The 23729-nt window shown below is 50.0% G+C and carries 34 protein-coding genes; 16 read left to right on the top strand and 18 right to left on the bottom strand.

Annotated features, from left to right (window positions below; all coding sequences use genetic code 11):
* Window positions 1–452 (top strand): asparaginase (locus tag FJ146_04770; protein MBM4251259.1); only part of this gene is annotated, 452 nt, incomplete at its 5' end.
* Window positions 453–473: 21 nt separating this feature from the next.
* On the opposite strand, the gene FJ146_04765 is transcribed toward FJ146_04770, so the two are convergent.
* Genes FJ146_04765 through FJ146_04750 form a run of 4 tightly spaced genes read right to left on the bottom strand, consistent with a single transcriptional unit; the run spans window position 474 to window position 3439 of the window.
* On the bottom strand, window positions 474–818 hold the full coding sequence (locus tag FJ146_04765; GenBank protein ID MBM4251258.1) for a phage holin family protein: 345 nt from the start codon (window positions 816–818) through the stop codon (window positions 474–476).
* A 30-nt stretch (window positions 819–848) separates the two neighbouring features.
* Window positions 849–1457, bottom strand: a complete 609-nt coding sequence (locus FJ146_04760) for a UbiX family flavin prenyltransferase (GenBank protein MBM4251257.1) — start codon at window positions 1455–1457, stop codon at window positions 849–851.
* A gap of 13 nt (window positions 1458–1470) precedes the next feature.
* A complete protein-coding gene (locus FJ146_04755) occupies window positions 1471–2427 on the bottom strand; it encodes a 4-hydroxybenzoate octaprenyltransferase (GenBank protein ID MBM4251256.1) in 957 nt (318 codons plus the stop codon).
* Window positions 2384–3439, bottom strand: a complete 1056-nt coding sequence (locus FJ146_04750) for a hypothetical protein (GenBank protein MBM4251255.1) — start codon at window positions 3437–3439, stop codon at window positions 2384–2386. Before FJ146_04750 ends, FJ146_04755 begins: the two co-directional genes overlap by 44 nt.
* A gap of 184 nt (window positions 3440–3623) precedes the next feature.
* On the opposite strand from FJ146_04750, the gene FJ146_04745 reads away from it, so the two are divergent.
* Together FJ146_04745 and FJ146_04740 are read left to right on the top strand one after the other, a co-directional pair.
* A complete protein-coding gene (locus FJ146_04745) occupies window positions 3624–3953 on the top strand; it encodes a hypothetical protein (GenBank protein ID MBM4251254.1) in 330 nt (109 codons plus the stop codon).
* 100 nt (window positions 3954–4053) lie between these two features.
* On the top strand, window positions 4054–5046 hold the full coding sequence (locus FJ146_04740; GenBank protein ID MBM4251253.1) for a tetratricopeptide repeat protein: 993 nt from the start codon (window positions 4054–4056) through the stop codon (window positions 5044–5046).
* Here the strand turns inward: FJ146_04740 and FJ146_04735 are convergent.
* Complete coding sequence (locus FJ146_04735; GenBank protein ID MBM4251252.1) at window positions 5043–5426, bottom strand: hypothetical protein; 384 nt, start codon at window positions 5424–5426, stop codon at window positions 5043–5045. The genes FJ146_04740 and FJ146_04735 overlap by 4 nt on opposite strands.
* Window positions 5427–5653: 227 nt before the next feature.
* Here FJ146_04735 and FJ146_04730 point away from each other — a divergent pair, with 227 nt between their 5' ends.
* Together FJ146_04730 and FJ146_04725 are read left to right on the top strand one after the other, a co-directional pair.
* Complete coding sequence (locus FJ146_04730) at window positions 5654–6271, top strand: hypothetical protein (GenBank protein ID MBM4251251.1); 618 nt, start codon at window positions 5654–5656, stop codon at window positions 6269–6271.
* The gene (locus tag FJ146_04725) at window positions 6268–6933 is read left to right on the top strand and encodes a hypothetical protein (protein MBM4251250.1); all 666 of its coding nucleotides are present in this window, start codon (window positions 6268–6270) and stop codon (window positions 6931–6933) included. The genes FJ146_04730 and FJ146_04725 overlap by 4 nt, the downstream gene beginning before the upstream one ends.
* Window positions 6934–6935: 2 nt before the next feature.
* Here FJ146_04725 and FJ146_04720 read toward each other — a convergent pair whose 3' ends face one another.
* From FJ146_04720 to def, 4 genes are read right to left on the bottom strand one after another with little or no spacing between them, the layout of a single operon-like run.
* Entirely contained in the window at window positions 6936–7985 is a 1050-nt protein-coding gene (locus FJ146_04720) for a rhomboid family intramembrane serine protease (protein MBM4251249.1), read from the bottom strand.
* Window positions 7986–8008: 23 nt separating this feature from the next.
* Window positions 8009–8455 (bottom strand): hypothetical protein, encoded by a 447-nt coding sequence (locus tag FJ146_04715; protein MBM4251248.1) that lies wholly within the window; start codon window positions 8453–8455, stop codon window positions 8009–8011.
* A gap of 33 nt (window positions 8456–8488) precedes the next feature.
* Window positions 8489–9154, bottom strand: a complete 666-nt coding sequence (gene rpe, locus FJ146_04710; GenBank protein ID MBM4251247.1) for a ribulose-phosphate 3-epimerase — start codon at window positions 9152–9154, stop codon at window positions 8489–8491.
* Complete coding sequence (gene def / locus FJ146_04705) at window positions 9151–9702, bottom strand: peptide deformylase (GenBank protein ID MBM4251246.1); 552 nt, start codon at window positions 9700–9702, stop codon at window positions 9151–9153. Before def ends, rpe begins: the two co-directional genes overlap by 4 nt.
* Window positions 9703–9940: 238 nt before the next feature.
* On the opposite strand from def, the gene trxA reads away from it, so the two are divergent.
* Genes trxA through FJ146_04690 form a run of 3 tightly spaced genes read left to right on the top strand, consistent with a single transcriptional unit; the run spans window position 9941 to window position 11277 of the window.
* Window positions 9941–10267, top strand: a complete 327-nt coding sequence (gene trxA, locus FJ146_04700) for a thioredoxin (protein ID MBM4251245.1) — start codon at window positions 9941–9943, stop codon at window positions 10265–10267.
* A 1-nt stretch (window position 10268) separates the two neighbouring features.
* A complete protein-coding gene (locus tag FJ146_04695) occupies window positions 10269–10946 on the top strand; it encodes a ribonuclease HII (GenBank protein ID MBM4251244.1) in 678 nt (225 codons plus the stop codon).
* Complete coding sequence (locus FJ146_04690; GenBank protein ID MBM4251243.1) at window positions 10888–11277, top strand: YraN family protein; 390 nt, start codon at window positions 10888–10890, stop codon at window positions 11275–11277. Before FJ146_04695 ends, FJ146_04690 begins: the two co-directional genes overlap by 59 nt.
* On the opposite strand, the gene rplS is transcribed toward FJ146_04690, so the two are convergent.
* On the bottom strand, window positions 11278–11748 hold the full coding sequence (rplS, locus tag FJ146_04685) for a 50S ribosomal protein L19 (protein ID MBM4251242.1): 471 nt from the start codon (window positions 11746–11748) through the stop codon (window positions 11278–11280).
* Window positions 11749–11857: 109 nt separating this feature from the next.
* Window positions 11858–12355 carry a hemerythrin domain-containing protein gene (locus FJ146_04680; GenBank protein MBM4251241.1) on the bottom strand — a complete coding sequence of 166 codons (498 nt, stop codon included), beginning with the start codon at window positions 12353–12355 and terminating at the stop codon, window positions 11858–11860.
* Window positions 12356–12653: 298 nt separating this feature from the next.
* Between FJ146_04680 and FJ146_04675 the strand changes: the two genes are divergently transcribed.
* From FJ146_04675 to FJ146_04665, 3 genes are all read left to right on the top strand, one after another.
* The gene (locus FJ146_04675; GenBank protein MBM4251240.1) at window positions 12654–13724 is read left to right on the top strand and encodes a radical SAM protein; all 1071 of its coding nucleotides are present in this window, start codon (window positions 12654–12656) and stop codon (window positions 13722–13724) included.
* Between the two features lie 147 nt (window positions 13725–13871).
* Window positions 13872–14819, top strand: a complete 948-nt coding sequence (locus FJ146_04670) for a hypothetical protein (GenBank protein ID MBM4251239.1) — start codon at window positions 13872–13874, stop codon at window positions 14817–14819.
* Window positions 14820–14856: 37 nt separating this feature from the next.
* A complete protein-coding gene (locus FJ146_04665; GenBank protein ID MBM4251238.1) occupies window positions 14857–15093 on the top strand; it encodes a hypothetical protein in 237 nt (78 codons plus the stop codon).
* Here the strand turns inward: FJ146_04665 and FJ146_04660 are convergent.
* Together FJ146_04660 and FJ146_04655 are read right to left on the bottom strand one after the other, a co-directional pair.
* Window positions 15090–16388 (bottom strand): hypothetical protein, encoded by a 1299-nt coding sequence (locus tag FJ146_04660; GenBank protein MBM4251237.1) that lies wholly within the window; start codon window positions 16386–16388, stop codon window positions 15090–15092. The genes FJ146_04665 and FJ146_04660 overlap by 4 nt on opposite strands.
* Window positions 16372–17394: a hypothetical protein gene (locus FJ146_04655; GenBank protein ID MBM4251236.1), complete on the bottom strand. Its 1023-nt coding sequence runs from the start codon at window positions 17392–17394 to the stop codon at window positions 16372–16374. Before FJ146_04655 ends, FJ146_04660 begins: the two co-directional genes overlap by 17 nt.
* A gap of 103 nt (window positions 17395–17497) precedes the next feature.
* On the opposite strand from FJ146_04655, the gene FJ146_04650 reads away from it, so the two are divergent.
* From FJ146_04650 to FJ146_04640, 3 genes are read left to right on the top strand one after another with little or no spacing between them, the layout of a single operon-like run.
* On the top strand, window positions 17498–18031 hold the full coding sequence (locus tag FJ146_04650) for a hypothetical protein (protein ID MBM4251235.1): 534 nt from the start codon (window positions 17498–17500) through the stop codon (window positions 18029–18031).
* Window positions 18028–18297, top strand: a complete 270-nt coding sequence (locus FJ146_04645) for a hypothetical protein (protein ID MBM4251234.1) — start codon at window positions 18028–18030, stop codon at window positions 18295–18297. The genes FJ146_04650 and FJ146_04645 overlap by 4 nt, the downstream gene beginning before the upstream one ends.
* A 12-nt stretch (window positions 18298–18309) precedes the next feature.
* Window positions 18310–18663, top strand: a complete 354-nt coding sequence (locus FJ146_04640; protein ID MBM4251233.1) for a hypothetical protein — start codon at window positions 18310–18312, stop codon at window positions 18661–18663.
* Between the two features lie 5 nt (window positions 18664–18668).
* Here FJ146_04640 and yacG read toward each other — a convergent pair whose 3' ends face one another.
* Both yacG and FJ146_04630 read right to left on the bottom strand, forming a co-directional pair.
* Entirely contained in the window at window positions 18669–18881 is a 213-nt protein-coding gene (gene yacG, locus FJ146_04635; GenBank protein MBM4251232.1) for a DNA gyrase inhibitor YacG, read from the bottom strand.
* 21 nt (window positions 18882–18902) lie between these two features.
* The gene (locus tag FJ146_04630; GenBank protein ID MBM4251231.1) at window positions 18903–20054 is read right to left on the bottom strand and encodes an FAD-binding oxidoreductase; all 1152 of its coding nucleotides are present in this window, start codon (window positions 20052–20054) and stop codon (window positions 18903–18905) included.
* A 75-nt stretch (window positions 20055–20129) separates the two neighbouring features.
* Between FJ146_04630 and FJ146_04625 the strand changes: the two genes are divergently transcribed.
* Window positions 20130–21653, top strand: a complete 1524-nt coding sequence (locus tag FJ146_04625; GenBank protein MBM4251230.1) for a hypothetical protein — start codon at window positions 20130–20132, stop codon at window positions 21651–21653.
* Window positions 21654–21746: 93 nt separating this feature from the next.
* Window positions 21747–22496: a type I methionyl aminopeptidase gene (gene map, locus FJ146_04620; GenBank protein ID MBM4251229.1), complete on the top strand. Its 750-nt coding sequence runs from the start codon at window positions 21747–21749 to the stop codon at window positions 22494–22496.
* Here map and FJ146_04615 read toward each other — a convergent pair.
* From FJ146_04615 to FJ146_04605, 3 genes are all read right to left on the bottom strand, one after another.
* Window positions 22493–22789: a hypothetical protein gene (locus FJ146_04615; protein ID MBM4251228.1), complete on the bottom strand. Its 297-nt coding sequence runs from the start codon at window positions 22787–22789 to the stop codon at window positions 22493–22495. The two genes, map and FJ146_04615, sit on opposite strands and share 4 nt — an antisense overlap.
* Window positions 22790–22935: 146 nt before the next feature.
* Window positions 22936–23409 (bottom strand): hypothetical protein, encoded by a 474-nt coding sequence (locus FJ146_04610; protein ID MBM4251227.1) that lies wholly within the window; start codon window positions 23407–23409, stop codon window positions 22936–22938.
* A gap of 61 nt (window positions 23410–23470) precedes the next feature.
* On the bottom strand, window positions 23471–23692 hold the full coding sequence (locus FJ146_04605) for a NifU family protein (protein ID MBM4251226.1): 222 nt from the start codon (window positions 23690–23692) through the stop codon (window positions 23471–23473).
* Window positions 23693–23729 lie beyond the last annotated feature (37 nt).

The following is a 23729-nucleotide window of genomic DNA, read 5'->3' as shown; positions in this document are numbered from 1 at the left end:
ATGAGTTGGATGGTTCCTTGGTATTCGGCGATACGCATGTGTCAGAAATTCTGAGTCTAGGGCGTTGCAAGTTACCAATTAAAATCAGAACCCTCATGATGGTCGACAGCCTTGAAATGACCGCCGAGGACAGAGAAATTATCGTGAACAATTGTAAAAATTGTCGCGAGGATAAGATCGTTATTACTCACGGCACTGACACCATGGTCGAGACCGCTAGAAATTTGGGACTGCAGGGTCTCAATAAGACAGTGGTACTCACTGGTGCCATGGTACCGTTCACCTTCGGTAGTTCAGATGGATTGTTCAATATGGGTAGCGCGGTGGCCTTTGTGCAGACTCTTCCGGTAGGAGTCTACCTAGCCATGAATGGACGCATATTCTCGTGGGATAACGTCCGTAAAAACAGACGGTTGGGCGAGTTTGAAGAGCTTGCCCCCAATCCGGCCTAGCGATCGAGCTTAAAAGTAAACTCACAGGGCTAGAGCCAGTCGATTAAGTCCCCATGAAACTAGAGACAGGACCAACCACCCAAACATCGCGGCTGCAAATCCCTTGATTTCAAACCCCGGTGTCATGGCACTCGCAATGAGAAGGCATAGTGCATTTACGACCAGTAGAAAGGCTCCGAGCGTAACAAGTGTGATTGGAAAAGTAAGGAACACTAAAAGCGGCCGGACTAGCGCATTAACCAATCCGAAAATCGCAGCGGCCGTTAAGGCTGAAAGGAAGCCACTGACCTGAAATCCAGGGACTACGTATGCAGTAATCATAAAGGCCAGGGCCGTCAGGGTCCAAAGTGCAAAAAAGTGTAACATACCGATCTGTTGCCTCCCTTTGAGACGGGATCACCGCATTCTTGAGTTCCAGGCGGGGTATAAATCGTGCTCCATTCCCAGGCACTCCATCACCCTCCCTACCATAAAATCGACCAATTCACCTATGTTTTCAGGTCGTTGGTAGAATCCCGGCATGGCTGGCACGATATGGCAGCCCAGATTTGCCAGTTCGAGCATATTCCGCAGGTGGATTGCATTTAGGGGCGACTCTCTAGGACAAATGATCAATGGTCTTTTTTGTTTCATACAAACATCGGCTGAGCGTTCGACGAGATTGCCAGACACGCCGTGAGCAATCCGTCCGATGCAACCCATCGAAGCAGGCAGGATCACCATAGCCGTAGGGGCGGACGACCCGCTGGCGACTGGAGCAAATAAGTCGTCATTTCTTAGCAACCTGACCACAGGTCGATCCGCGGGCTCGAGCTCTCCGGCAGCTGCCTTAGCCAGCGAAAAACCGTCATTGTGTGCTGAAAGCTCATGACGCACAACTTTAGCACCAGTCTCAGAAAACAGAAGATAGACTCTGTCCACCCTTTGTCGCAAAACATCAACAAGTCGCTCTGCATAGATAGAGCCTGAGGCACCAGTCACGGCAATAAGAATTCGTTTTTCCATATTATTCCACTGATTATCGCACTACTGCATCCAGCACAGTGAACGCGAAGTAAATGACGCTGATATAAGCATTCATGTTGAAGAATGCCAGGTTTAGGTTGTTGGAATGACCCGTAAGCTTCGCATCGCGGATGAGAAAATGCTCGTAAGCTAGCAGAACAGCAATAGCTGCCACGCCAAGGTAGTAAATCTGCCCACGGTCTGAGAGTAACCCTGCGCCTGAAAGCAAAACAATCATTGATAAAAAGCAAATGCGGCTGATGTCTATCGATACCGCTGGGGTGTATCGGGACGGGATACTGTGTAGCCCCCTTGCTCGGTCAAAGCCCTGATCTTGTAGGGCATAGATTATGTCAAACCCTGCGGTCCACAGGCATACTGACGCACCAACGAGGAGCACCGCCCCATGCGCGGTGCCAATCATAGCAATTGAGACCGCTACTGGGGCGAGTCCCAAGCATATCCCGAGATACCAGTGTGTAAGCATACTCACTCGCTTCATGAGTGAGTAAAAACTCAGAATCACCAATAACGGTATCGCACAGTAGCCGGCCAGAGGGCTGAGGCTTGCGGCGCACCCGATAAAAATGGCAGCCGATACAAGTGACCAGCCTAGACCCGCACTGGCACTCAATTCACCGCTGGGAATCTTGCGATTCCTGGTTCTGGGATTCTCGTGATCGATGTGCCGATCAAGGTAACGATTCATTCCCATCGCAGTGCTGCGAGCCGTAACCATGCAAAATAAAAGAAGCATAATCTGCCTTGGAGTCGGCCATGGTAGGTTGCCCAAAAAAAACGCAGCAGCTGCAAAGGGCATGGCAAAAATACTGTGTATAATTTTTATGTCCGAGGCGAACAGTTTAAACGTAGACAGTATGCTTGATGAACGAACTTGTGTGATTGTAGTCAACGAAAGTCTCTTTTTAGATGCGACATTGTTGAAAGGTCCACTGTGGTCCGGAACGATGACGTGTCACAACAAAGTCGCCCTCAGTTGGAGACGCCAAGTGCCCCATGATGCGCATACCTGTGGAAAAAACGCCAGAAAAACGTGGTTTAGACCCGAGTAGCGACCCGATTTGGTATCGCGCAATAGTACTTTCCTCGTCAATCCAATTCAAAAGAACCAGCTCTAAACCACCGCTAGCATCGAGAAAAAGGGGCGCAGAGGTGTGGACATCGTTGAGTGCAAATTTAACCGACTTTTCGAGGGTGAATCCAGTGTCTGCAAGTCGAAAAACATTCACCCTCAAGTGGGCCTCTCCGACCATGGTGTCACCTTCGACTAAACCAATGTAGAGCCGTTGATCTCTAGCAGTTGCCGCGTATACCTCCAGGTCTCTGATTCCATTGCGTAATATTGATTCGGGCATAACGCTGCCAGACTCGCGGAGAGCTTGGGTGTGAATTTTGGGGGGCGAGTCGTCGTCGAGCCAAACGACTAAGGCAGTTGCCTCAGCGCCACTGGGTATGAGCGTGGGGTGGTTAGGCCAGCTCTGGCTGGAAATTGGGTGCACGGTATAGCGTCCGTTATTGAGCGCGACGAAAACAGCATTGGATCGATGATTCGAGGTTTTGAGTAAAAGCCAAAATCCATTGCGGCTGGATATCAGTTCTCCATCCAATATTTCTTGCGAGGAAAAGTTGTGTTCTAGCAGAACGCGTTTGGCTGTCAAACTTTGAAGAACGAGCTTTGAACCGCTGTCCCCATTGATGGCAGAGGCGATGATGAGTTGCCCCTGCCCACTATGAGCTCCAATCAGTTGCTCCCCTTGAGTCAATTGAAACGACTCAAAATCTTCCGGCTCAGGTTTATCAGTCTGAAAGGGTGCAAAGTAAGCAAATGGACTGCTGTTACGACGCAGTCCACTGACTAGAAGGCCTGATTTGCTACCTTTGACGGGAATTACGTGATCGATGCGTAGGTCCCCCTCTCTTAACGGCCATGAGAAGCAATCCGACTTTGAGACTTGTTGCAATTGGTACCAGTTCGACTTGGTTTTTGTGGTTTGTAAGGACTGGCACCCACAGATGTAAAGCGCTGAAAATAGATATATTAGTTTCACTAAATGGCGCCTCAACTAAATTTTTTTGCTAAAGTTTCCAATCGGCATGCCGAATCACCTGTATGTGAAGTTTAACCTTCACTAGGTGAGGCGTAAAATGAAACCATTAATTGCTAAATCGTTTTTGTTGGTTGGCTTGGTCGCCGGCAGTACGATTTCATGCAGAGCAATGGTATCTACTGGAGGGGTCGACCCAACCTTTTTGCCATTTCTGCGCAATTCACCAAATGAATGTTACTACCTGGATGACTTTATGCCTGTTCCTGACGGGTTAGTGACGGGTAAGGCGGGAAATTTAGACCTTCGCTACTATAGCTACAAGACGGCTAACTACAAAGAATGGACCACGAAAGCTATCATGCTTTCGTTTTACTCAAGAAATGGGCGCTGCTGGTCGCTATTTGAAGAGTACTATATCGCTGAATGATGTTGTCTAGCCCAAGGCCGAGTTTAAAGCCGAAAAGTACGGTACAATATACTCACGTCTATCTATTCCCAACTAAAGGTAACGTGGGAGCTTTCCCTTTATGCCCATTGCCCTTGATGGATCGCTCACTAGACTATTCGTCAAAGCAGTAATTGTTGCGTCTTCATTTTTGACCGGCTGTGTAACGCCGGAGCGTGTGAGCTACGTGGCTCAAGGCAACCAGTACGCACGTGAAGGTCTTCTCCGGGAGGCAGCTGACGCCTACAAAAGGGCACTGGGTCAAAATCCCGAGAATCTGACAGCTCACCGTAATTTGGGCATGGTTTCAGTCAAGATGGGAGATTACAAGGGAGCCGTTCGCCACCTTGAAAAAGCTATGACCAAGTTTGAGAAGGACTTTGACGCAAATTACTACCTCGGTGAAGGTTACCGTGCACAGGATAAGTATGCTGAAGCTATTTTTCGGTACAAGAAGGCGTTGAAAATACGCGAGGGAGACATCCGAGCACTCAAGCCTCTGGCATGGAGCTATTTCAAAATTCGATACTACAGCGAGGCTCTCACTATCGCTAGAGAGTTACAGAAAATTGCCCCGGATGATGATCAAAGCGGTATTATCGCAGCGCGAACCTTGTTGAAATTGAAACGACCAAAAGAGGCATTGGTGACGGTTTCTACCGCAAAAAAGCAAATCGCCGCTGCCTCGAGACCCTACTACAACAGTGTTGAAGGCGACGTACTATACGAGCTCAATGACTACGAGGGTGCAGCGCGAGCCTATCGCGAGGCACTCAAGGAGCAGCCATTACTCGCAGGAGCTTTGCTAGGTCTCGGACGATACTCTCTCGATCACGGCAAGAATCAGCAAGCGATCACGTATCTTGAGAGGGCCGTGCGTTTGCGACCAAGACTTACTGAGGGGCATTATTTATTAGGAAAGACCTACGAAAATATAGACCGCGAAAAGTCCCTCAAGTACTACAAATATTTTCGCCGCCAGGCTGCAGCTGATCCGGAATTCATAGCTCGATTGAATGAAGTCAAGCAGCGCGTATCAACGCTTCAAGGTAAGGCAAAAACAATGCCGCGCTAAATTAGTTTCATCTCGGCTTTTTGGTAACTCAGGAGACTGCGTTTAGCTTCGAAAAGATTTTTATACGATTCGTAACGGATTCGGAGTCGTTCGGATTCACCTTTAGCGTTGACTAGCTTGTCTAAGAATTCGATATATTCGGGGTCAGTTTCAGTAAGTCTTTTGAGTTTGACCTCACTGATCTCCCCGTTGTCGAGTCTGATGGCAATCCTAGCGCGGACTGTGGGCTTTAGCAGCTCAAGACGCTCAGCCTCACGCTTAGCATGTGCGAATTCCAGCCCGATCTTGTTCGCAAGATGGACGATTTCTTCAAGACCAAGCTTATCCCCTGAAGTGGTTCCGTCAGACCGCAGATTTTTGTCTTCACGTTGTCCTACCATGGTGCTCCAATACCGTATCCACCGCAGGATCGTGTAACCATCCAATCCTTCTTATTATTTGCTCTAAGGAATGTCTAAGTTTTTTTCCTAAAGTACCTAATCGGATCTGCCGATACACGAAATGACGGTTTGGGTGTAGCTGTTGACTGGCCGGCCAATTAAGGGGAGAATATAAACTAAATAGTGTTTTGTTAAGGCTTCGCGCCTTAAGGCGTGAGGGAGGGGGCATGGGCGAGCGGCAATTGGAGCTAACGATAAACGCGCAAGAGTTCTTCCGCGAAAGAGTTTCCGCGGTAGTCGCAAAACAACGCGTCGATCTTAGCGATCATATCGAATTCTACGTAGTCAACTTACTTTGCGAGTTCATTGCTCCAAACAAGCTCTCAACTAGCACTGGAGAATTGGATGCATTCGATACCCCATTGGCCATTATGGTGAAAGAAGCCCTAGAAGCACCTCCTGCCCACCGGGCTCGCATATATAAGTACCTTGGGGACAGCAGTCTCTATATGGCAGGGTTTTTTCAGGATTATTTCAATCGTAAGGCCTTTGATTTAAATTACTATATCTCCCTCGGGTCATCTGCTTACACAAACGTTGCTAGTCTCATGCGGGAGCGCCATGGCGAGGAACATTTCTCTTGTATCTACGAAGACTTGGCCGATAAATTCGGTGATTTAGTCGAGGTGGTGGCAGAAGTGTCTGAGACGCCAGGGTCCGCTAAGCCAATAGATATATTGGCGGTTTACGACAGATGGACGCGAAAGAATTCAGATCGTCTGTTGAGAATGCTGCGAGATGTGGGGATCACCCCCATACAAACTCCTTTCCGAGAACGTCAATGAATGGTGACGCGGCGATCGGAAGGATTGTCGATCAGATAGAGATCGAACTCAGTAAATACTACGGATTCTTACCTTTGGCTCGGGCCTCTCACCACGTGATTTCAGACGGCTGGGTCGAGGCTGCAATAAAGGGTGAGCTGCTTCGTCTGGATCATCCTGCCGCTAGGGGGAGCGTTTATGTGGCTTCAGACCTCGGCAGCGATGAAATTTACATTGGAATCCACCTGAGCGATTCCATTTGTCATCCCTTGCGCATGCAGGATCCCCTGGCAAATTTGACGGATACTAACCTCGACGAATTCTGCGTAATCGTAGAGGAGGTAAGTCATTTTCATCTGATCGCGAATCGCACCATGGTAGGTCGCTCTGTTTCAAGGCTTGAGCTCGAGTTCCAGGCCGAGATTGATAAAGTTATCGTTGCAGCAACTTTCCTTCTAAATCAGGTTGGTGATAGTCATTTACGTCCCCTGGTGAATAAACTGTTTGACCAAAGTCGAATCATCGCTGAGGGTCAGGAACACTATTGGGAGGCGTCGAAGTTTGCAGCTCGATTTTGGTATCAGCACCTCAGACGCACGGAGCTATTAACGGACAGTCTACAAACTCTACTGAGGCGCCATTACGACGCCCCGATCGCGGATAGGTTTTTAGATATCGCCTAGGTTTAGTTTACATCAGCATGGGAAAGCATTTGCCTAACCTCCCACGCCTGATTCGTATAGCCGCTTTGATCCAATTCGGCGGCAAAAGCCTTAATAGCATCCTGATACTGCTGCCCCAGACCTAAGACGGCGCGTAAATCACCGAAGGCATAATTCATCGCACCCTGGTTTATATAAAGACGTGCCCTTTTCAATCGAGACTCCCAATCGGAGGGCTCCAAGGTGATGGCCTGGCTGTAGCGGTATATTTTATCACCCTCAGTAGATGCTGTTTCCGCTGCAGAAACAAGGCGACGATGGATGAGAGTTACGCTGGTTGCCATCTGAGCGCCAATCGCGAATAGGGCTAAAATTGTCAGCACTAGTAGAGAACCCGTCACCCGATTTAATTTGTGTAGCGAATTTGGCCTCAGGTTGATCATCGCTGCGGTCAGTAGACATCCAGTAATCAGACCACCTAAATGTGCGGAATTATCTATGAACGGGATAAGTAGCCCTAGGCCGAGGTTTATGACGAGGGTCATAGCGTAGGCCCGATTTTTGGGTCGGCGTCCAGTTAGTTGTTTGATGCGCGAGCCAACGGTTCTCTCTAGCAGGAATCCTGCACCAAGAAGGCCAAACAGGGCGCTAGAGGCGCCTGCACTCATATTGACACTGAAAGCCGCGCTGGCAATATTGCCCCCGAGACCAGCCAGGAGATAAACCAGCATGAACCACTGAGCACCTAGCAAACGCTCGATCTGATAACCGACGATATATAAAAAGTAACTATTGAAACCGAAATGTACTATTCCGACATGAAGGAACATGGGGGTTAGCAGTCGCCAGTACTGGCCCTCGGCCAGGAGGACCGGATCTTTAGCCCCTAACCGTAGCAAAGTGTCCATATCAGGGAAAAATATGCTGCCACTTAGCCAACAGATCAGTCCGAAAAAGGCGAAATTGACCAGTAAAAGTCGCCCAGACCAAGTTCCAAATAGATATCTGAGACCTGAAGGCTGTGCCACTGCAGGCAGTACCGGACTTTCTTCAATAGAATCCTGATCTACCACGTCGTCTCTCGTGCTCAAAAAACTTACATGACGATATAATCTGTAAGTGGGCTATGCATTTCTAAATATTTAGTCGCCTTGAGGTCGCGTGGACCTGCGCGGTTAGATAGGAGCCACACAGGTACAGGTCCCTGCGGATTGGCGACAAAGATCACCATCTGCGCAACCTCAGCGGCAGTACCTTTGGTGCTCAGAATCTCGGCCGAAAGCCGAAGCTTTTGGCCAATTTTCACGGCTACATGGACATGATTACTGTGGAGCGTTAACGTATCGAATTTACCGCTGGGAGCCACTGCAGCAAATTGAATCCGAAATTCACCGTTATCTACGTGATCAATTGCAGAGACTAGATAATCGCCACCAACCCGAGTGGCTATGTTAGGTGCTTCGGCGGGGGTTGCGTGACCCGGTAAAGTGGAGGCTACTAAGCTAAGTAGGGCTGAAGTAGCCAGTCTTTGCCAACAATTCATTGTCACCCCTATCTCGGGCCCAGACTGCGGCCCTTAAGAACCCAAGTTGTGGAGCCGTTTGATTGGCAGAGACCTATCTGTAGCTCCAAAGATAAATGTACCAGCAACTAGCACTCTTGCTCCAGCAGCGACCACCTCAGCCCCAGTTTTTTCGTTAATACCGCCGTCAACTTCGATTAGTACCGACTGATCAAGTCCAGCAGCCTCAAGGCTTTTACTCAGCTGTTGGATGCGTCCCGCTGTTTGGGGGATGTATTGCTGGCCACCATATCCGGGATTCACCGACATAAACATGATACTATCAACGTCATAAATCAGCGGTAGGACGGTCTCCACAGGTGTTCCTGGATTCAGAGCTACCCCAACTTTTGCTCCAGCTCCTCGTATGGCTTGAGTGAGTCTGTGAGCGTGGATCGCAGCCTCAACATGGAACGTAAGGCGGTCAGCGCCTGCCTTGACATAGTCCAGAGCCACGATATCTGGATTGCTCACCATAATGTGAACGTCCAGAGGCAGCGTCGAGATCTTTTTCAACGCAGCTATGAACTGTAAACCGTAGGTAAGGTTCGGGACAAAATGGCCGTCCATCACGTCCACATGGTGCCAATCTGCACCAGCCTTTTCCACACTATGCACTTCGTCCCTGAAACTCATGGGGTCAGCAGCTAATAGAGACGGTGCAACAAGGACGCTAGTCATGGCGTCACCGGTCGCTTCAGTTTCTTTTTGGCAAGACCCGCCTTGAGTCTACTCATCCGATCGATAAAGACAATGCCGTCAATATGGTCGATTTCATGTTGGAGACATACCGACAATAGCCCAGTCGCGTGTACTTCAAAGCTCTTGCCATTCTCATCTTGAGCTGTCACCCAAATATCAGCGGCGCGGTCGATAAACTCGTAAACTTCAGGGAAACTAAGGCACCCCTCTTGGTAGCGAAATTTACCAGACTTTTTGGTGATTTTTGGGTTTACGAAAGTAAACTTTTTGTCGTGCCACCATTCCTTTGGCTCGCAGTGATCGTCACTGTCGTCAGCATCATCATTAGGCACCCAGGGTATTTCGATCGTTATGACTCGACGCAAATCGCCAACCTGATTAGCTGCTAGTCCGATACCGTTGGCGGCCTTCATCGTGTCGTGCATGTCTTTGACGAAAGACCTTAAATGATCATCAAACTTAGATACTTCGCTGGCTCGTGTCTCGAGGACTTTAGCTGGCCAAACGACGACCTCTAAAACTGCCACTGTCGAGTTCCCCTACGCAAAAAAAGATGCAAAATATGTTAGGCCCACTCATTGAGCGCCGTGCCACAAAGCCATGAGCGGCGGCGATGCTAGCATGGACGAAAGTAGCTGTCATCATAACCCTAATACTGTCTGATTCGGTCTATTGCTTTGCCGAATTTCAGTAGCTGGAATAGTGCTGTTTTTGTGTAAGGCTTTTATGCCATAATCCAGGGTCAAACATTTGTGGAGATTTGTCATGGCCGAGAATACTGTTGCCATAAATGACGCTAGTTTCGAAGCAACGGTTCTGAAATCTAGTGTACCGGTTTTAGTTGATTTTTGGGCTCCTTGGTGTGGCCCGTGCGTGGCCATTGGGCCTGTCTTGGAATCCCTTGCCCAGGAGTACAAAGGTAAGGTCACCGTTGCGAAGATGAACGTAGACGAAAATGCCAACGTTCCGGCTTCATTGGGCGTTAGGTCTATACCGTTCCTAGCACTGTTCAAGGACGGGAAACTAGTCGATAGCGTTGTTGGAGCAGTACCCAAGACCAAGTTGATTGATCTAATCAAGAAAGCATTGTGAGATGGCACGGTCCAGCGCCCCAACAAGCGCTAAAGGCCGTCTCGAACGCCAACTATTTGAGCAGAATTTAAGCTTCGCTGGGGTTGATGAGGTTGGGCGTGGCTGTTTGGCAGGCCCGGTTTATGCCGGGTGTGCGGTCCTAGATTGGGCGCGCTTGATCAAGCTTCCCGCCTCGGACTTAGCATTGATTCGAGACTCTAAGCAGCTAAGTCCCAAACAACGGGCGTCCATCACGCCCGTCATCCAAGCTGTCTGCAAAAAGTTCTCTGTGGCGAGCGCATCCGTGGTCGAAATCGACCGATTGGGGATCTTACCTGCATGTTTTTTGGCTATGCGACGTGCGATAGCCCAATGTGGAGAGGTAGACTTGGTCCTGGTCGATGGGAAATTGCCGATTCCTGGATACGAAGGCGAACAAATGGCTATTGTCAAAGGCGATGCTACAACCTTCTCTATTGCAGCGGCATCGATTTTAGCCAAAACAGCCCGAGATCATTTCATGCAAGAGATGGCGGACATCTATCCTGGATACGGTTTTGCAGCTCATGTCGGTTACGGTACTAAGGCTCATATTGGTAGTATTGGGGCTCTAGGAATCTGCGAGCTTCACAGGACTAGCTTTGCTCCCATACGTCAATACAGAGAAAACAAGTCGCTATGCACAGGCGGCTCTGGCTGAGACCCTAGTTGCAGCTGCATTGTATCGTCAGGGGTGGGAGATCCCTTGGCGTAATCTTCGACGGCGGGGATTTGAGCTAGATATAGTTGCTACAAAAGGTCGGACTTTCGTAGTCGTGGAAGTAAAGTTTCGAGCTCGTAGGCCTACGACCATGAGCGACACGCTGAACTTACTCTCAACCAGAAAGCTTCGCGCTTTGCAGCGAGGGGCCAGATACGCTTATGCCAAGCTACGTGGCCAATACGACACGATCCGGATCGACCTGGCAGTGGTCTATCCGGATCAGTCACATAAGCTAAGAATTGACTACTATGTCAACGTCTTTGCCTAATTACTCGGCAGATTGCTCTGATTCGGGAGCAGGGGCGAGTTCGACTTTGGTCAAATCCTCGGCCACTTGATCGGCTCCTGGTACCGAAACTAGCTCTTTGCGACCGTGAAACCGACTACGAATACGAGCAGCCTTACCGGCCAGGTCACGTAGGTAGTACAGACGGGCCCGACGAACCACCCCGGAAGCAACAACCTCGATCGCATCCACATAGGGTGAATAAAGCGGAAAGCAGCGCTCAACACCAACGCCATTGGCACCAATCTTACGCACCGTGAAACTGCCATCGGCCGTGCCTTTGCGCAGGCGGATAACAATTCCCTCAAATTGCTGCAGGCGGAACTTGGTTTTGTCAGCACCCTCTTGGATCTTGTACGCGATGCGGACCGTATCACCGGTACGGAAAGTGGGGTGCTTTTTGCGCTCGCTGAAAACGCGCTGTTCAAATTGGCTAATCAGTTTGTTCTTCATCACTAAAACCTACAGCTTACGACTATGTTATGCCTATTTCAGGCAGACTGGAGCAGAGTAAGTACCGCGTCTTGCGCCCTGTGGTCAAGCCGCTTTCCGGTGTGCTCGTTCAAGCCCGGCGTCTTCGGGCTGGTGAAAGGCCACCACCACTATCTAAGGCAGCTAAAAGTTCAGACTCAGCATCCGCGAATACTAGTCCCAAGTCCTCGCGATCCTCAGTCCGAATAAAGTCCCGTATCTTTGGCAAAAGGTTCTGTTCTTCTTGGTCAAAGTGAGCAGTAAGCGCTCTGCCCAATGAACTCATCTTGTCTTCAAATGCACTCGCGTCAAAAGCGGCCATTGACGCGACATTAATCATTGATTTCATTGCTTTATCAATGGTTTTTGCGTTGCTTTCTGAGGTTGATATTAAACCGTCGGCAGCGGCGAACGAACCGGATAGCTCTGGATATAAAAAATCCCGCTGTAAAGTGAGGTAGACCTGAGTAGACCTAACAAGGGACTCCAGTTGCGACTTCCGCTCCTTAGGGACCTTAGCCTCTGCAACGCGCCTATAAATGCCACGAATTGAATCATGCTGGGTCTTTAGGTAGTGTAGGATATCCATCTGTCAGACTCTCCCTGTACCAAGTGTGCTCGGATGTCGGGGGGACCCCCTCGCTACGACGACTGCAACAATGTCTGAGTGCTCGCTCAGCGCCTACCCTTTAGTAGAAATACCGTGCCTAGGCAACCCCAGAATTTTACAGATTCGTGCGCAAATCAGGGTTCAACGTTCTTTTCTGGTCGCTAATTGTTGTTGGAAAGTGCTTAAAAATAGCTACCAACGTTCGGTGTTCCACGCTAGGTTAATGAAGACTATGAGTATGATGTTTAAAATTAAAGTTAACTGTTGGACATAGCTAATGAAGCTTGATGTTGTTTCAAGGTTGCGTGAGGCAATCATGGCAGGCGAGCCAGTATCGTTGGATGAAGCCGCCTCGCTGTTTGTGGATGCCGATGATCGCACGTTGTGCGAGTTGGCTACGTTAGCTCGCGATAGGCTTCACCCGGCAAACGAGGCCACTTATGTGGTCATGGCTATCGTCAACTATACAAACGTCTGTGTTGCAAAATGTGATTACTGCGCATTTTACAAACTACCCCACCAAGAGGGTGGGTACTTACTCAACTACGACCAGGTTTGCGCCAAGATCGATGAGTTGGTTAGTCACGGGGGTACTTTAGTTGGATTCAACGGCGGCTTTCATCCGAAGCTTAAGCTGAATGATTATGCCGAACTATTTGGGCGCATTCATGCACGATATGGTGAGCGATTAAGCTTTTACGAAATGACGATAGCTGAATTTATGTTTAGCTGCAAGTTGTCAAAAATTAGTTACGATGACGGCGCTGCGCTACTTAAATCGGTGGGCACCAAGTGGGTTACTGGTGGTGGTGCTGAGATTCTTGATGATCGGTTTCGCCGTAGGCACAGTCCTGGGAAATATTCTGTAGCAGATTATTACCGTGCCCAGAGAGCGATCCTAGAGGCAGGTCTTGGGTCCACGGCCACCATGGTTATTGGATTCGACGAGACACTCGAAGAGCGCCTGAGTCATTTGCAACAACTGCGGGACTTTCAGGAGTCCACGGATCGTCGGCTTACAAGTTTTCTGTGCTGGAGTTATAAACCCTGGAACACAGAGCTTGGCGGCCAGGAAATCAGCAATCAGGAATATCTGCGCTGGCTGGCAGTATCGAGGATCTATTTGCACAATATTCGGCACATTCGAACATCTGTACTGACCAAAAATGAAGCAGCTCTTGAAGGTTTGAAATACGGCGCAAATGACTTTGATATCCCAACAGAGGACGAAGTCACGCAGAAAGCCGGAGCAACTATCAGCTTAGAATTCGAGAGAATCTTAGCGGCCGCAAGGCGCGCAGGGTACGAGCCCCAATTGCGACGTCCGTTTGAGCCAGGTGGACGATAACTACCCGTAACCCAAAAATAGCCTCGCCACATTGACAGCTAAACTCAGTTGTCGATACGATTTTATCTGCTTCATTATTTCATTTTAGGTGCGAGCTAACTGCATCTTAACCGGCGAAGGCGACCGACCGGTGGGAGAGTGTGAGTCGTGGCGCATGCACTCCTGACCCTCATCCTTTGGCTTGTAACTCCGAGCATCGCTTGGAGCCTTACTTTCGAGGGCTACCACAGCCAGGGGGAAATTCGTTCTTTCTTGGTCAGATTGACGGCTGAAAATCCTCAGCTAATTCGGTTTCAAACACTCGGTTACTCAGATGCCGGCAGACCGATCGATCTTGTAACATTGACATCAGGTGACAGAGAAACGCTACCTGCAATCTACATCAATGGCACTCACCACGGAGACGAAAAATCAAGCACGGAAGCTACTCTCGGTTTGTTGGACTATTTAGTTCAGCACAAGGATGAGTCTCTCGTGAGAGATCTCTTGAGCTCCTATACTATCTACATCCAGCCGTTAGTGAATCCGGATGGACACGCCAGTAATACCAGATTTGACGCTAATGGTGTTGACCCAAATCGGGACTATGCTATCCCCGGTCACACTGAGGAAGACGCCTTTAAGACCCCAATTGTTCGCATCGTCCGTACCTTGATGGATCGGGTCAAATTTAGGGCTGCGTTAGCTTTGCACTCCGGGATGGAAGGGGTGCTTTGGGCATGGGGGCATTCTGCCACTCGCCCCCCAGATGCCGATCAGTTTTTCACAATTGCTAGGCTCATGGCGAAGACTATGGGCATTGAGCAGTTCAGACAATCTTTTGACGATTATCCTTCGCAGGGCGAATTTATCGACTATGCGTATATGGCTCATGGCACTCTTGCCTTGACCTTAGAGGTGTCGCACGCGCCGACTCCTCCGCCCAAGGATCTTGAGGGGGTGGTGAGGCGTGCAACTCTTGGCATGATGACATTCTTGCTTGCTGTTTCCGACTTGGATCGGGGGGGGCTGACTATCACTCGTAACTCTACGACTGCACGAGATATAATTCCCTGGGCAAGGATTCAGATGCGGGGATTCGGCAGGACACACTAGGCGTTGCCTTCTAATCAAAGGTGAGGAGAACTAAGCCATGAATGATCTGCTCAAGTGGTCAACGAAAGTCGCAGCCAGCGCGGTTTTTTGGGTATTCGTGTTGTCGATTCGGCAGGACGGACGGCCGATTTTTTACCATGCTAACAACGTTTTGGTTCAAAATACGATCGTTAGAACTATTGATGAAGGTCTAACGGATGTTTGGGACCGCCTGCGCCGGGCAGCCAGAGTCGCCTTTGCGCAGCGTGCGCCTGGAGATGGAAAGGGAATTTAAGGACGACAGAAGCTCATGAGATAGACAGTTTTTCCACCGTGATTAAACGGTCTCTGCTCTAAGGTGAAGCCTTTCAACGACGCGCTAAATCGATCTGCGATAGCGAGTGTGGGTGCTAGGATGAAACCTGCGATGCGGCCCCGCAGGGAAGCCACAAACGACGCAAGGCGAACATAAAGCTTTGGCGTTTCGGAGCGATGACCCAACCTTCCACCGTAAGGAGGGTTAAGGAGTATCAGCGTTGAGCCTTTAGCTCGCGTTGAGCGTTCGAGGTCCATTTCGAACATGTCACCTGTCATCGAAGTCACATCGATATTGGTTAGGCCCAGGGCATTCAGAGTGCTGTTAAAACCTTGGAAATTGGTTTTCAGTTGCCGCACAGCTTGAGTGTCAATGTCTACAGCCAGAATTGCTGGAACATGGTAAGGGGCAGCTTTCGCAATGGACTTCTGGCGTGCAAACCTCAAACTTGCCGTTGGTGCGCATACTAAAGTTTCCGCGGCAAGCGGTCCGAAGAATACCCACGGCGGAATACTGCCAAAGTTCAATGCAGCCTCGAAAGCCAACGTACCTGATCCAGCAAAAGGCACTAGAATCTTGTCATAAGTTTCAATTTTGTAGCTTCTTGCCAAAGTCAGTGCCGTGCGAAGCGCTGCGGCGGCGATATCCTCTTTAATTGGTGCCGATCCGCGTAAGACCTTTTTATAATTGCGCATATATAAAGGGCGGCCACTTAGGCTTAGGCCAAGAGTCAGGCGATCATTCTGAAGCCGGACATCAAGGAGCAGCGCCTCTTCATGGCGCTCTACGGGTGTGATGCCGTTTGTTTTCAGGATTTTCTCAACGATTTCGGTGATCTTGCCCTCGTGAAACAGGTGGCTGCCTCTAGCCTGAACACGCAGGCTAATTTTGGCCCCCTGCTGGAAAATGAGGGGCCATTTGATGCGCTCCAAGCTGTGTTTCAGCTCTGCAACGGATCCTCCGCGTCCGCTGCCAATAATCCATAGCACTTCTCGAACTGTCGTGACATGGGCCGCCAGGGACATGAGGTCACGTAGACCTATCTGACTTAACTCTAAGCCTGATTCGGTCACCTCAAGAACTGGTTTAAATTGCGCTTGGAGTAAGTTCGCAGCAAGTGTGGCGGCGACTTCGTCAGCGGCGATATCGATAAATCCTTTGGCTACTCGTAAAACAGCCGTCTGCGGGGCGCCGATAATCTGTTTTTTCACGATTTTTGCTAACTGGTCCGGATCGACAGTCTGCAGCTGCTTGGTGTCAGAGTACTTCGACATTTAAACCCTCGGATGCCACCGACGCAGGAAGAATTCTCCCCCCTTGCTGCTGCAGTGCAAGTTCAACTTGGTCCCGTCGAGCTCTGGGCGCCAGCACTGCCATGACACCTCCACCACCGGCTCCGCAGACGCGGGTAAGGCGTGCACCTGCCTGGAGGGCGGCCTGATCTAACCTCTTGGTTTCAATTGTTTCAATGTTTGGCCACAGTTTGACGCGTAGACTCCATTCCTCTTGGGAGAGGGCGACCAATTCTTCGTAGTGTTGGCTGCGGGCGGCCTCAGCACAAGCTCTTGCACATCTGCCAATAGCATTAAAAGTACTCAGTAGTGACTTGTCACCATCAAAAAGTCGCTTAAATAATTCCCAGTTGTTAATCGCTGAGGCCCGAGATTTGCCGCTGTAACAGAGAATCAGTTCGTCTGCTAGCTCAGGCAAATAACTAGGTGACAAAGTTTCGACGACAGTTCGGCCGTAGGGGTAGCTGATCAAATTAATGCGCCCCCTCAGACCTCCCCAATAATCCTGAATACCGGTTGGTGTATGGATGAGGCGGGCCTCAACGTCACCGACGAGTTGCACCAGTTCTTGGTCCGTTGGGGTTCTCCAACCCTCAAGTATCTGGCGTGCCCGCCAAAGAGCCCCTGCCACCGCGATTCCGAGGCAAGAAGATCCACCCAAACCGGCTCCCGCCGGAGATCCGGCAGAGGTTTTGACATGAATGGCAGGAAGGTCTTGTCGCCAAATCGCGGCGATTAGGAGCGCCAGTAATGGGAGATCATCGTTTTTGACGATTTCACCGAAAGTGCCGTAGACCTTAGTCCCCTGATCAAGGCTTTCGAGGGTAAAAGAATCGCCCTCTACGCTGAACACCTCAGCAGTGGCCATTAGGGTCACTCCCACATTGACCGTCGCCTTGTCCTCCAGAATATGCGGTATAGGCCAGATATCCAGAGTACCGCCGGCTAAATCGATCCGTGTAGGTGCCTGTGCTCGCACTCTCACCATGATGGGGTACTCCTTTTGCGTCCCTCTGCAAGCGTATCTGGTATGATAGATAACTGTATGCAGCCGTTATTAAACCGCTTTCCTTCACTTAGAGCAATCACCCATGAGTACCCCATCGATGTTTGCCGATCGACCATTGCGACTGTTCTATTGGAACGCGGACCCTCGCGTTCTTGACGCTGACCTAATGCAACTGGAAAAACTCTTGAAACGCCTGGGTGACGTCAAGTTGACCAGTATCAAGAGTCTAGACCTAATCCCCCAAGATGGATGCGATTTATTAATTATCGCAGCCCATAGCATACCAAAAAAAGAGTTTCCTAAGTGGCTAATGGGGCTGAGATCTCGTATTCACGGTAATGGAAAGATTTGGGTACCGGCATTGATCCTAGCTGACGTGGGTTTTGACATCTTGGCAGATATCCTTACGGAAGTCACGGCCGAAAACTGGTATTTCGACATCTTAATGCCGTTACATGTAGAGTCGTTACCTATTAGGGTAGCCAATCTATTGCGGATACACGATCATCTGCACGAATTAGACCGCTACGAACTTGCGATAGTTGAAGTCAGCACAAGGGTCAAAGAGCTTGAATCAGAGCTAATGAAATTAAGAAATTCGAGTCAAAGTCCATGAGCTTCGCTGATCCTAAAACATTGTCACCCTCAGAATTGGTGGCGCAATACGTGCTCACGCTAAGGGGCAACGCGCTGTTTCTTCCCTATCAGGACTACGCAGTGATCGAAGATTGGTTAGCTCATGCGCAATGCGCTGATGAGTTATTGTTAGCGCTTTCGGATATCCTGCCGGGCTTCTTTAACCAGAATCGCAAGCCGTCACTAGTAGGGGTTCAGTCTTTAGTCCTAAATCGATTGGCATCTCATAAAATGAGAGGCGTTTGAGGGAGCGACTGTTTGGGCCTTAACGATCAGTTAAAGAAAATTGCGGATGGCTTGCACATTGACTCCGTGGAGCAGCACATATTCCTTTGTGTCGGAGAGGATTGCTGCAGCTCGCACCAGGGTGCTGAGAGTTGGGAATACTTGAAACGTCGCTTGAAGGAGCTCCATCTTACGCCGGGCCCAGTCTTCAGAACTAAAGTGGGATGCCTGCGTATATGTCGCTCAGGTCCCATTGGTTTGGTTTACCCGGGCGGGATCTGGTACCACTCATTGAATCCGGTTAATCTTGAGCGTGTGCTGCAGGAGCACCTCATTGGTGGCCAGCCAGTCGATGAGCTGCGGTTTTGTGAGCGGCCTATCGGCTGACTCCCTCAAATATCGTCTATGGTTTCGTCAGCAGTCCATAATATTGCGTCCTGAAGCTCATCCTTAGTGGAGCCTGGGATCCCATAGCTTTCGGTTGCCCAATTGACGATATCGTCGTTTTTGCAACGCTCGCTGCAAAAAGGACGCGATTGATTGGTACTTGTGTAGGTGGTCAAGCAGCCACACCTTGGGCATTTCACCGTTTTAAGGCTCTTCATTAAGCTTGCGTGCATTAGTTATTACTCCAGAGAGCGAAGTCGTTCAGGCCAAAAGCTCCGAGGCAGGTCCATCGCACGACCGGTGACCATGAGTTCAGCAAGGCATTTGCCAGCATGGAAGCCCCAAGACAGCCCGTGACCCATATAGCCACAAGCCACGAGAACTCGCCCGTTACCAAACATAGGCCCAATAATTGGTAACTCGTCACAAGGGCGAATGTCCAGACCAGCCGTAGTTTTCATGATCCTTGGTGACTTTAAAAAGGCAAAATTTCTTGTTAGCTGCTCCATCAGATGGTCGCTTATTTGGGGATCGACGGACGCTACTTCTGCCTCCATTCCACCGTTTGGCCGGAGGTAACTTGCACCCCCGATCCGCGCGCTTTGGGGGGTGTTGAATCCGCCCCAGACGTTTCCATGGTTCCAACTAAAGATCAGGTTGTGGAATGCGGGTGGCACAGCGTGATCGAAGTCTATTTGACACCACTGCTGGGCCGTTGTGACGATTGCCTCTGATAACTCAGGCAGTAATCTTGAGATGTCTAGGTGGCAGGCTAGTACCACGATCTCGCAGGTAAACTGCCGTCCATCTGCGGTGAATAATGCGATCGGGCCACGGCCGTCAGCAGCGATCCTATCAATCTTGGGTAGCATAGCCGCATAGGGATGGGACTCAAGGGCTGCAAGGAGGTCGGGAACTTCGACAACAGCTCCCAACAATCCTTCATCTTGGACAGCACGCACTGTCGAGGAGCACTCTATTGGCGGAGTCCTCATCTGGACTGGACGCCCGATATTTTGAAGCTGCTGAGTCGCAATGATGGCTTCAGAAACCTCGTGATCACTGGTGATGAAGCGCTGGCGCTGGCCCTTAGCGTGAGGGATTTTATGTGCGTCACAATAGCTTATTACGCCTTCAAATGCAGATGAACTAAATTGCCAAATATCTCGGGCAACATCCGTGCCATGACGGTGAGAGGGGCGCGTAAAATTATCCAGAGGCGTACCAAATAAGAGTCCTGGCGTTGAACTGGTCGCAATTTGAGCCCGGTCCGTGGCGCTGGCTAGAGCGATAGACTGGACGCCAGCTTTACGAAGGTGATAAACAGTAGATAGACCAGTGATTCCAGAGCCTAAAATGATAATATCGTATCTGTCACCTAGCGGTGGCATCCTGGCTCCAACAATTCGAGTTTAGAAAGCCGGTGGGGTAACACCAATCTACCCAAATATAGGTGAGATGGGACTATGATCACACGCAAAATCCGAAAAATTAAAGCAGCGTTCCTAGTGATGTTGTCGCTGAACGCAATGTCGAGTCCTAAAGTTGCGGCTGCTGCAACGGTTCATGTGGTTGGGTGGCCTGCGCCCAATTTGAGTGGTGATACTCCGGCGATAGAGCTTGGTGACGATCCCGTCTATGGACGGCAAATGTGTCCACCACTGACAAGGTTGAATTTGGATGAACGTAAGTCCGAGGAGCTTTTGCTCAAGAGTGTGCGACATGAAACAGCAGGAGGACAGACTGTTTGGACCATGGACCTGCGCACGGGGCTTTACTGGTGGCGTGGAGAACCGGTTACATCTGAGGATTTGGCAAAGTTCCTGCGGGCAGAGCTCGGTCCTGTTGTATCAATCCGCTCTGGACAGATTTGGGACACGGGAGAATTCGAAGTCAACGCAACTGGTCCACAAACCGTAAAAATACAGTTCAAAAATAAGCCGGCTTTCGGTCCTTACGTTCTGAATGGTGTACCTTTCTTTCGGCCCAGCCAGCCTGGTACTGAGGCCTATAAGTACGAATGTGTTGGACTTTACCGCCCGCAATCAGCTTCGTGGGGCGTAGCCCTGGCTCCTACGCCTGGGTATAAACTACAACGTGCGATGCCAGAGCTCGCGCTTTATGCCACCGGTCAAGCACCCGCGACTAAGCCAACCCAAGCTCTTTACGTGCGGTTTGCCGGTGCAGTAAGTAGTTCTCCTGCGGTGAGACCACCAGACGCCAGCTACAGTTGCTCACATACCCTAGAGCTGCCGAATCTACTTATGCTTGTATGGGATAAGCGTAGCCCTCTCGGGTCACAGGCTGAATTTCGTCGTGCTATTGGTCAGTTAATGCCGCGGTCGGCCCTGGCAAGCTCTGGCGCGGCTGCTTTAGCGGAAAGCGCTAACTCACCTATCCCGAAAAATCACCCTGGATATGATGCTAAATTACCGCCCCAAGTGTTCGACCTTAAAGCTGCTTCGGCAGCACTAAATCGGTTGGGGCTAAAGCGCGTCACATCGACATCCCCTAGGTTGGATGAGCGCGGAGAGCCAATAAAACTCACATTTCTCACCCAGAGTAATCAGGCTGGCCTGGCAGAAAAAGTCATCTTGGACTCTCTATCCGCCGTAGGGATAGCAGTCGAAGTTAAAACGCAAATTGCAGCAGGGGAAAAAGTGGACGGTATGTTAGCAAATTTTGCCGTCGACTGGCCGCGTGTGAGTTACCTGCCCTACTTTCATTCCGGGGCAAAGCTGGAGTGGCCAGTTCAACCGGTAACCGACAAAAATCTCGATCACGACCTTGAAAAGTATGCTATTTCAATAACTTATCAGAAGCCGGACTGGAGTCTACTCAGTGCTGTACAACGTGATTTTGCCGACTTGGAGGGTGTCACAGTGCTATTGCAGCAAAAAGCCTGCATAGACAACCCTGCCAATTTCAAGTTAGCCAAGGGCAGTATCAGTCAGCGTAATCCTGATTGGTTCCGTCAGCTCCTTTTCTGAGGAGTGGCGGCCAGCTCTAGGCTGGGCTCACGTTTTTAGGCAGAAGGGACCCCAAAAGTGATCGTTTTGAAATCTGATGCCGAGATCTTGGCCATGCGTGCGGCCGGACAGTTGTCGGCAAATTTATTGGACTATCTGGAACCCTACGTCAAGCCCGGAGTCACCACATTAGAGTTGAATGACTTAGCGCATGAATACACGATCAAGCATGGCGGTATTCCAGCACCTCTAAACTATAAAGGGTTCCCTAAGTCCATTTGCACTTCGGTCAACGAAGTCGTGTGCCATGGCATTCCCAATGCTAAGCAGAGGTTACGCGACGGCGACATCATCAACATCGACGTCACGTCAATAGTTGATGGCTTTTATGGCGATACTTCGCGGATGTTTTATGTTGGCAACTCTGTTTCGCCTGCAGCTCGTAAGCTAAGTGAGTGTGCAAGGGTCAGTTTATTCAGGGGTATAGCCGCTGTCCAGGATGGCGGCCGCACAGGAGATATCGGAGCAGCTATACAACAATACGCTGAATCCCATGGTTTTAGTGTTGTGCGTGAATTCGTCGGGCATGGAATTGGCCGGACCTTTCATGAAGATCCACAGATCCTTCACTACGGTCAAAAGGGCAAGGGGACCCGACTTGGTCCTGGAATGGTATTCACAATCGAGCCGATGATCAACCAAGGCCATTGGAAAACAAAAGTATTGCGAGATGGCTGGACCGCGGTGACTGTTGACGGCGGGCTATCCGCCCAATGGGAGCATACGCTTGCAATCATGAGCAGCGGAGAAGTGATCATTTTGACGGAATCAGACCGAGAAATTGCCTCACGGCCCAAGGTCTAGTCATCTGGGTTTTGGTCCATGAGATCGATGTAAAAGTCGATCTCATCGGCATAAATCACGTTCGGCTCACTTAGGCGCGAGCGCAATTCACAGACCCGCATCATCAACTCTTGGCGCAGCTCATCATTGCTGAAATCAGAGGCCAATCCTCTCTCTCGAAGCGAACCTCCGGTGCCACTGACGTCTTGCAGCATGGTTTCAGCCATGCTCAGTCGGAGGCGCCGCAAATCATTAATTTGCTCGAGAGTGGTTTTGTCAAAAGGATGCTCAAAAACAACATTGGCAGTTTCCATAGGGTGGGACCTCGGCAGCAGCAGCGGGGAGCAGATTGTTCACGCTTAGAGCCAAGACTTAGGCTCGTTTACATATCAGCAATAGTTATGCCACCGGGAAATCGCGCGCAAGTAATCAAAATCACTAACATGGATCTGTATACAATCTAGCCAGCTGGCTTATATGCAGTAGCTTTAATGTATTCGCCACTGATCCAAGCGTAGCCGCGCCAACCAACCCTTAAAACTTTATCTAGCTGTGGCGAGACAAATGGCACGCGAAAGTGCATGACCCCACGAAAATGTGTCACAGTATCGAGGTTGACTTCAGTCCCTATCGGGATTTCTCCAATTGGGACTCGTTTATATGGATCTATATAGTAGACAGGCACCGATCCAGTGTAGCGGACCTTGCCCTGAGGGTTCTTGCCAGTAGTTTTCCATACATAGCGCTCGTGCTCCGGTGGGAGGGCGTATCCTGGAGCCACCAACATTTTGTCTCGCGGCTTCATGCGTGGTGGTTGAGGGTAGGTGAAGAAAAAGTCGGGCTTGGCAGTTGATGTAGGCGCTGCGGGTGCTGCTAGAGCATTAAGAGCCGTACACAGGAGAATAGCTGCGTACACAAACCTCTGCCCAATCATAAACATCCCCTCTACCGAAACGATCGCATTTGATCAGTTATCGGTAAAAAGAGGTGTTACTTTAGGCTAGCAGCACATCCTTGATGTCAGGGAAATGCTCCTTAAGTATCGGTACGATACCATTGAAAAGGGTGATGGTACTGGACGGACATCCCGAACATCCGCCGTACATGCGCAGGGTGACGACACCGTCATCGACATCAATGAGCTCGCAGCCGCCGGCGTGAAGCTGGAGCTGCGGATTTATTTCGTTTTCTATAATTTCTTTAATCTTTTCGAGCATACTAACCTTCGACGCTCAAATCCTGAGCTTTCGATAC

The sequence above is a fragment of the Deltaproteobacteria bacterium genome, from assembly GCA_016874735.1.
Classification (GTDB): Bacteria; Bdellovibrionota_B; Oligoflexia; order Oligoflexales; family CAIYRB01; genus CAIYRB01.
The sequence above is the reverse complement of the archived record's forward strand: the minus strand, read 5'-3'. Positions and strand labels throughout refer to the sequence as shown.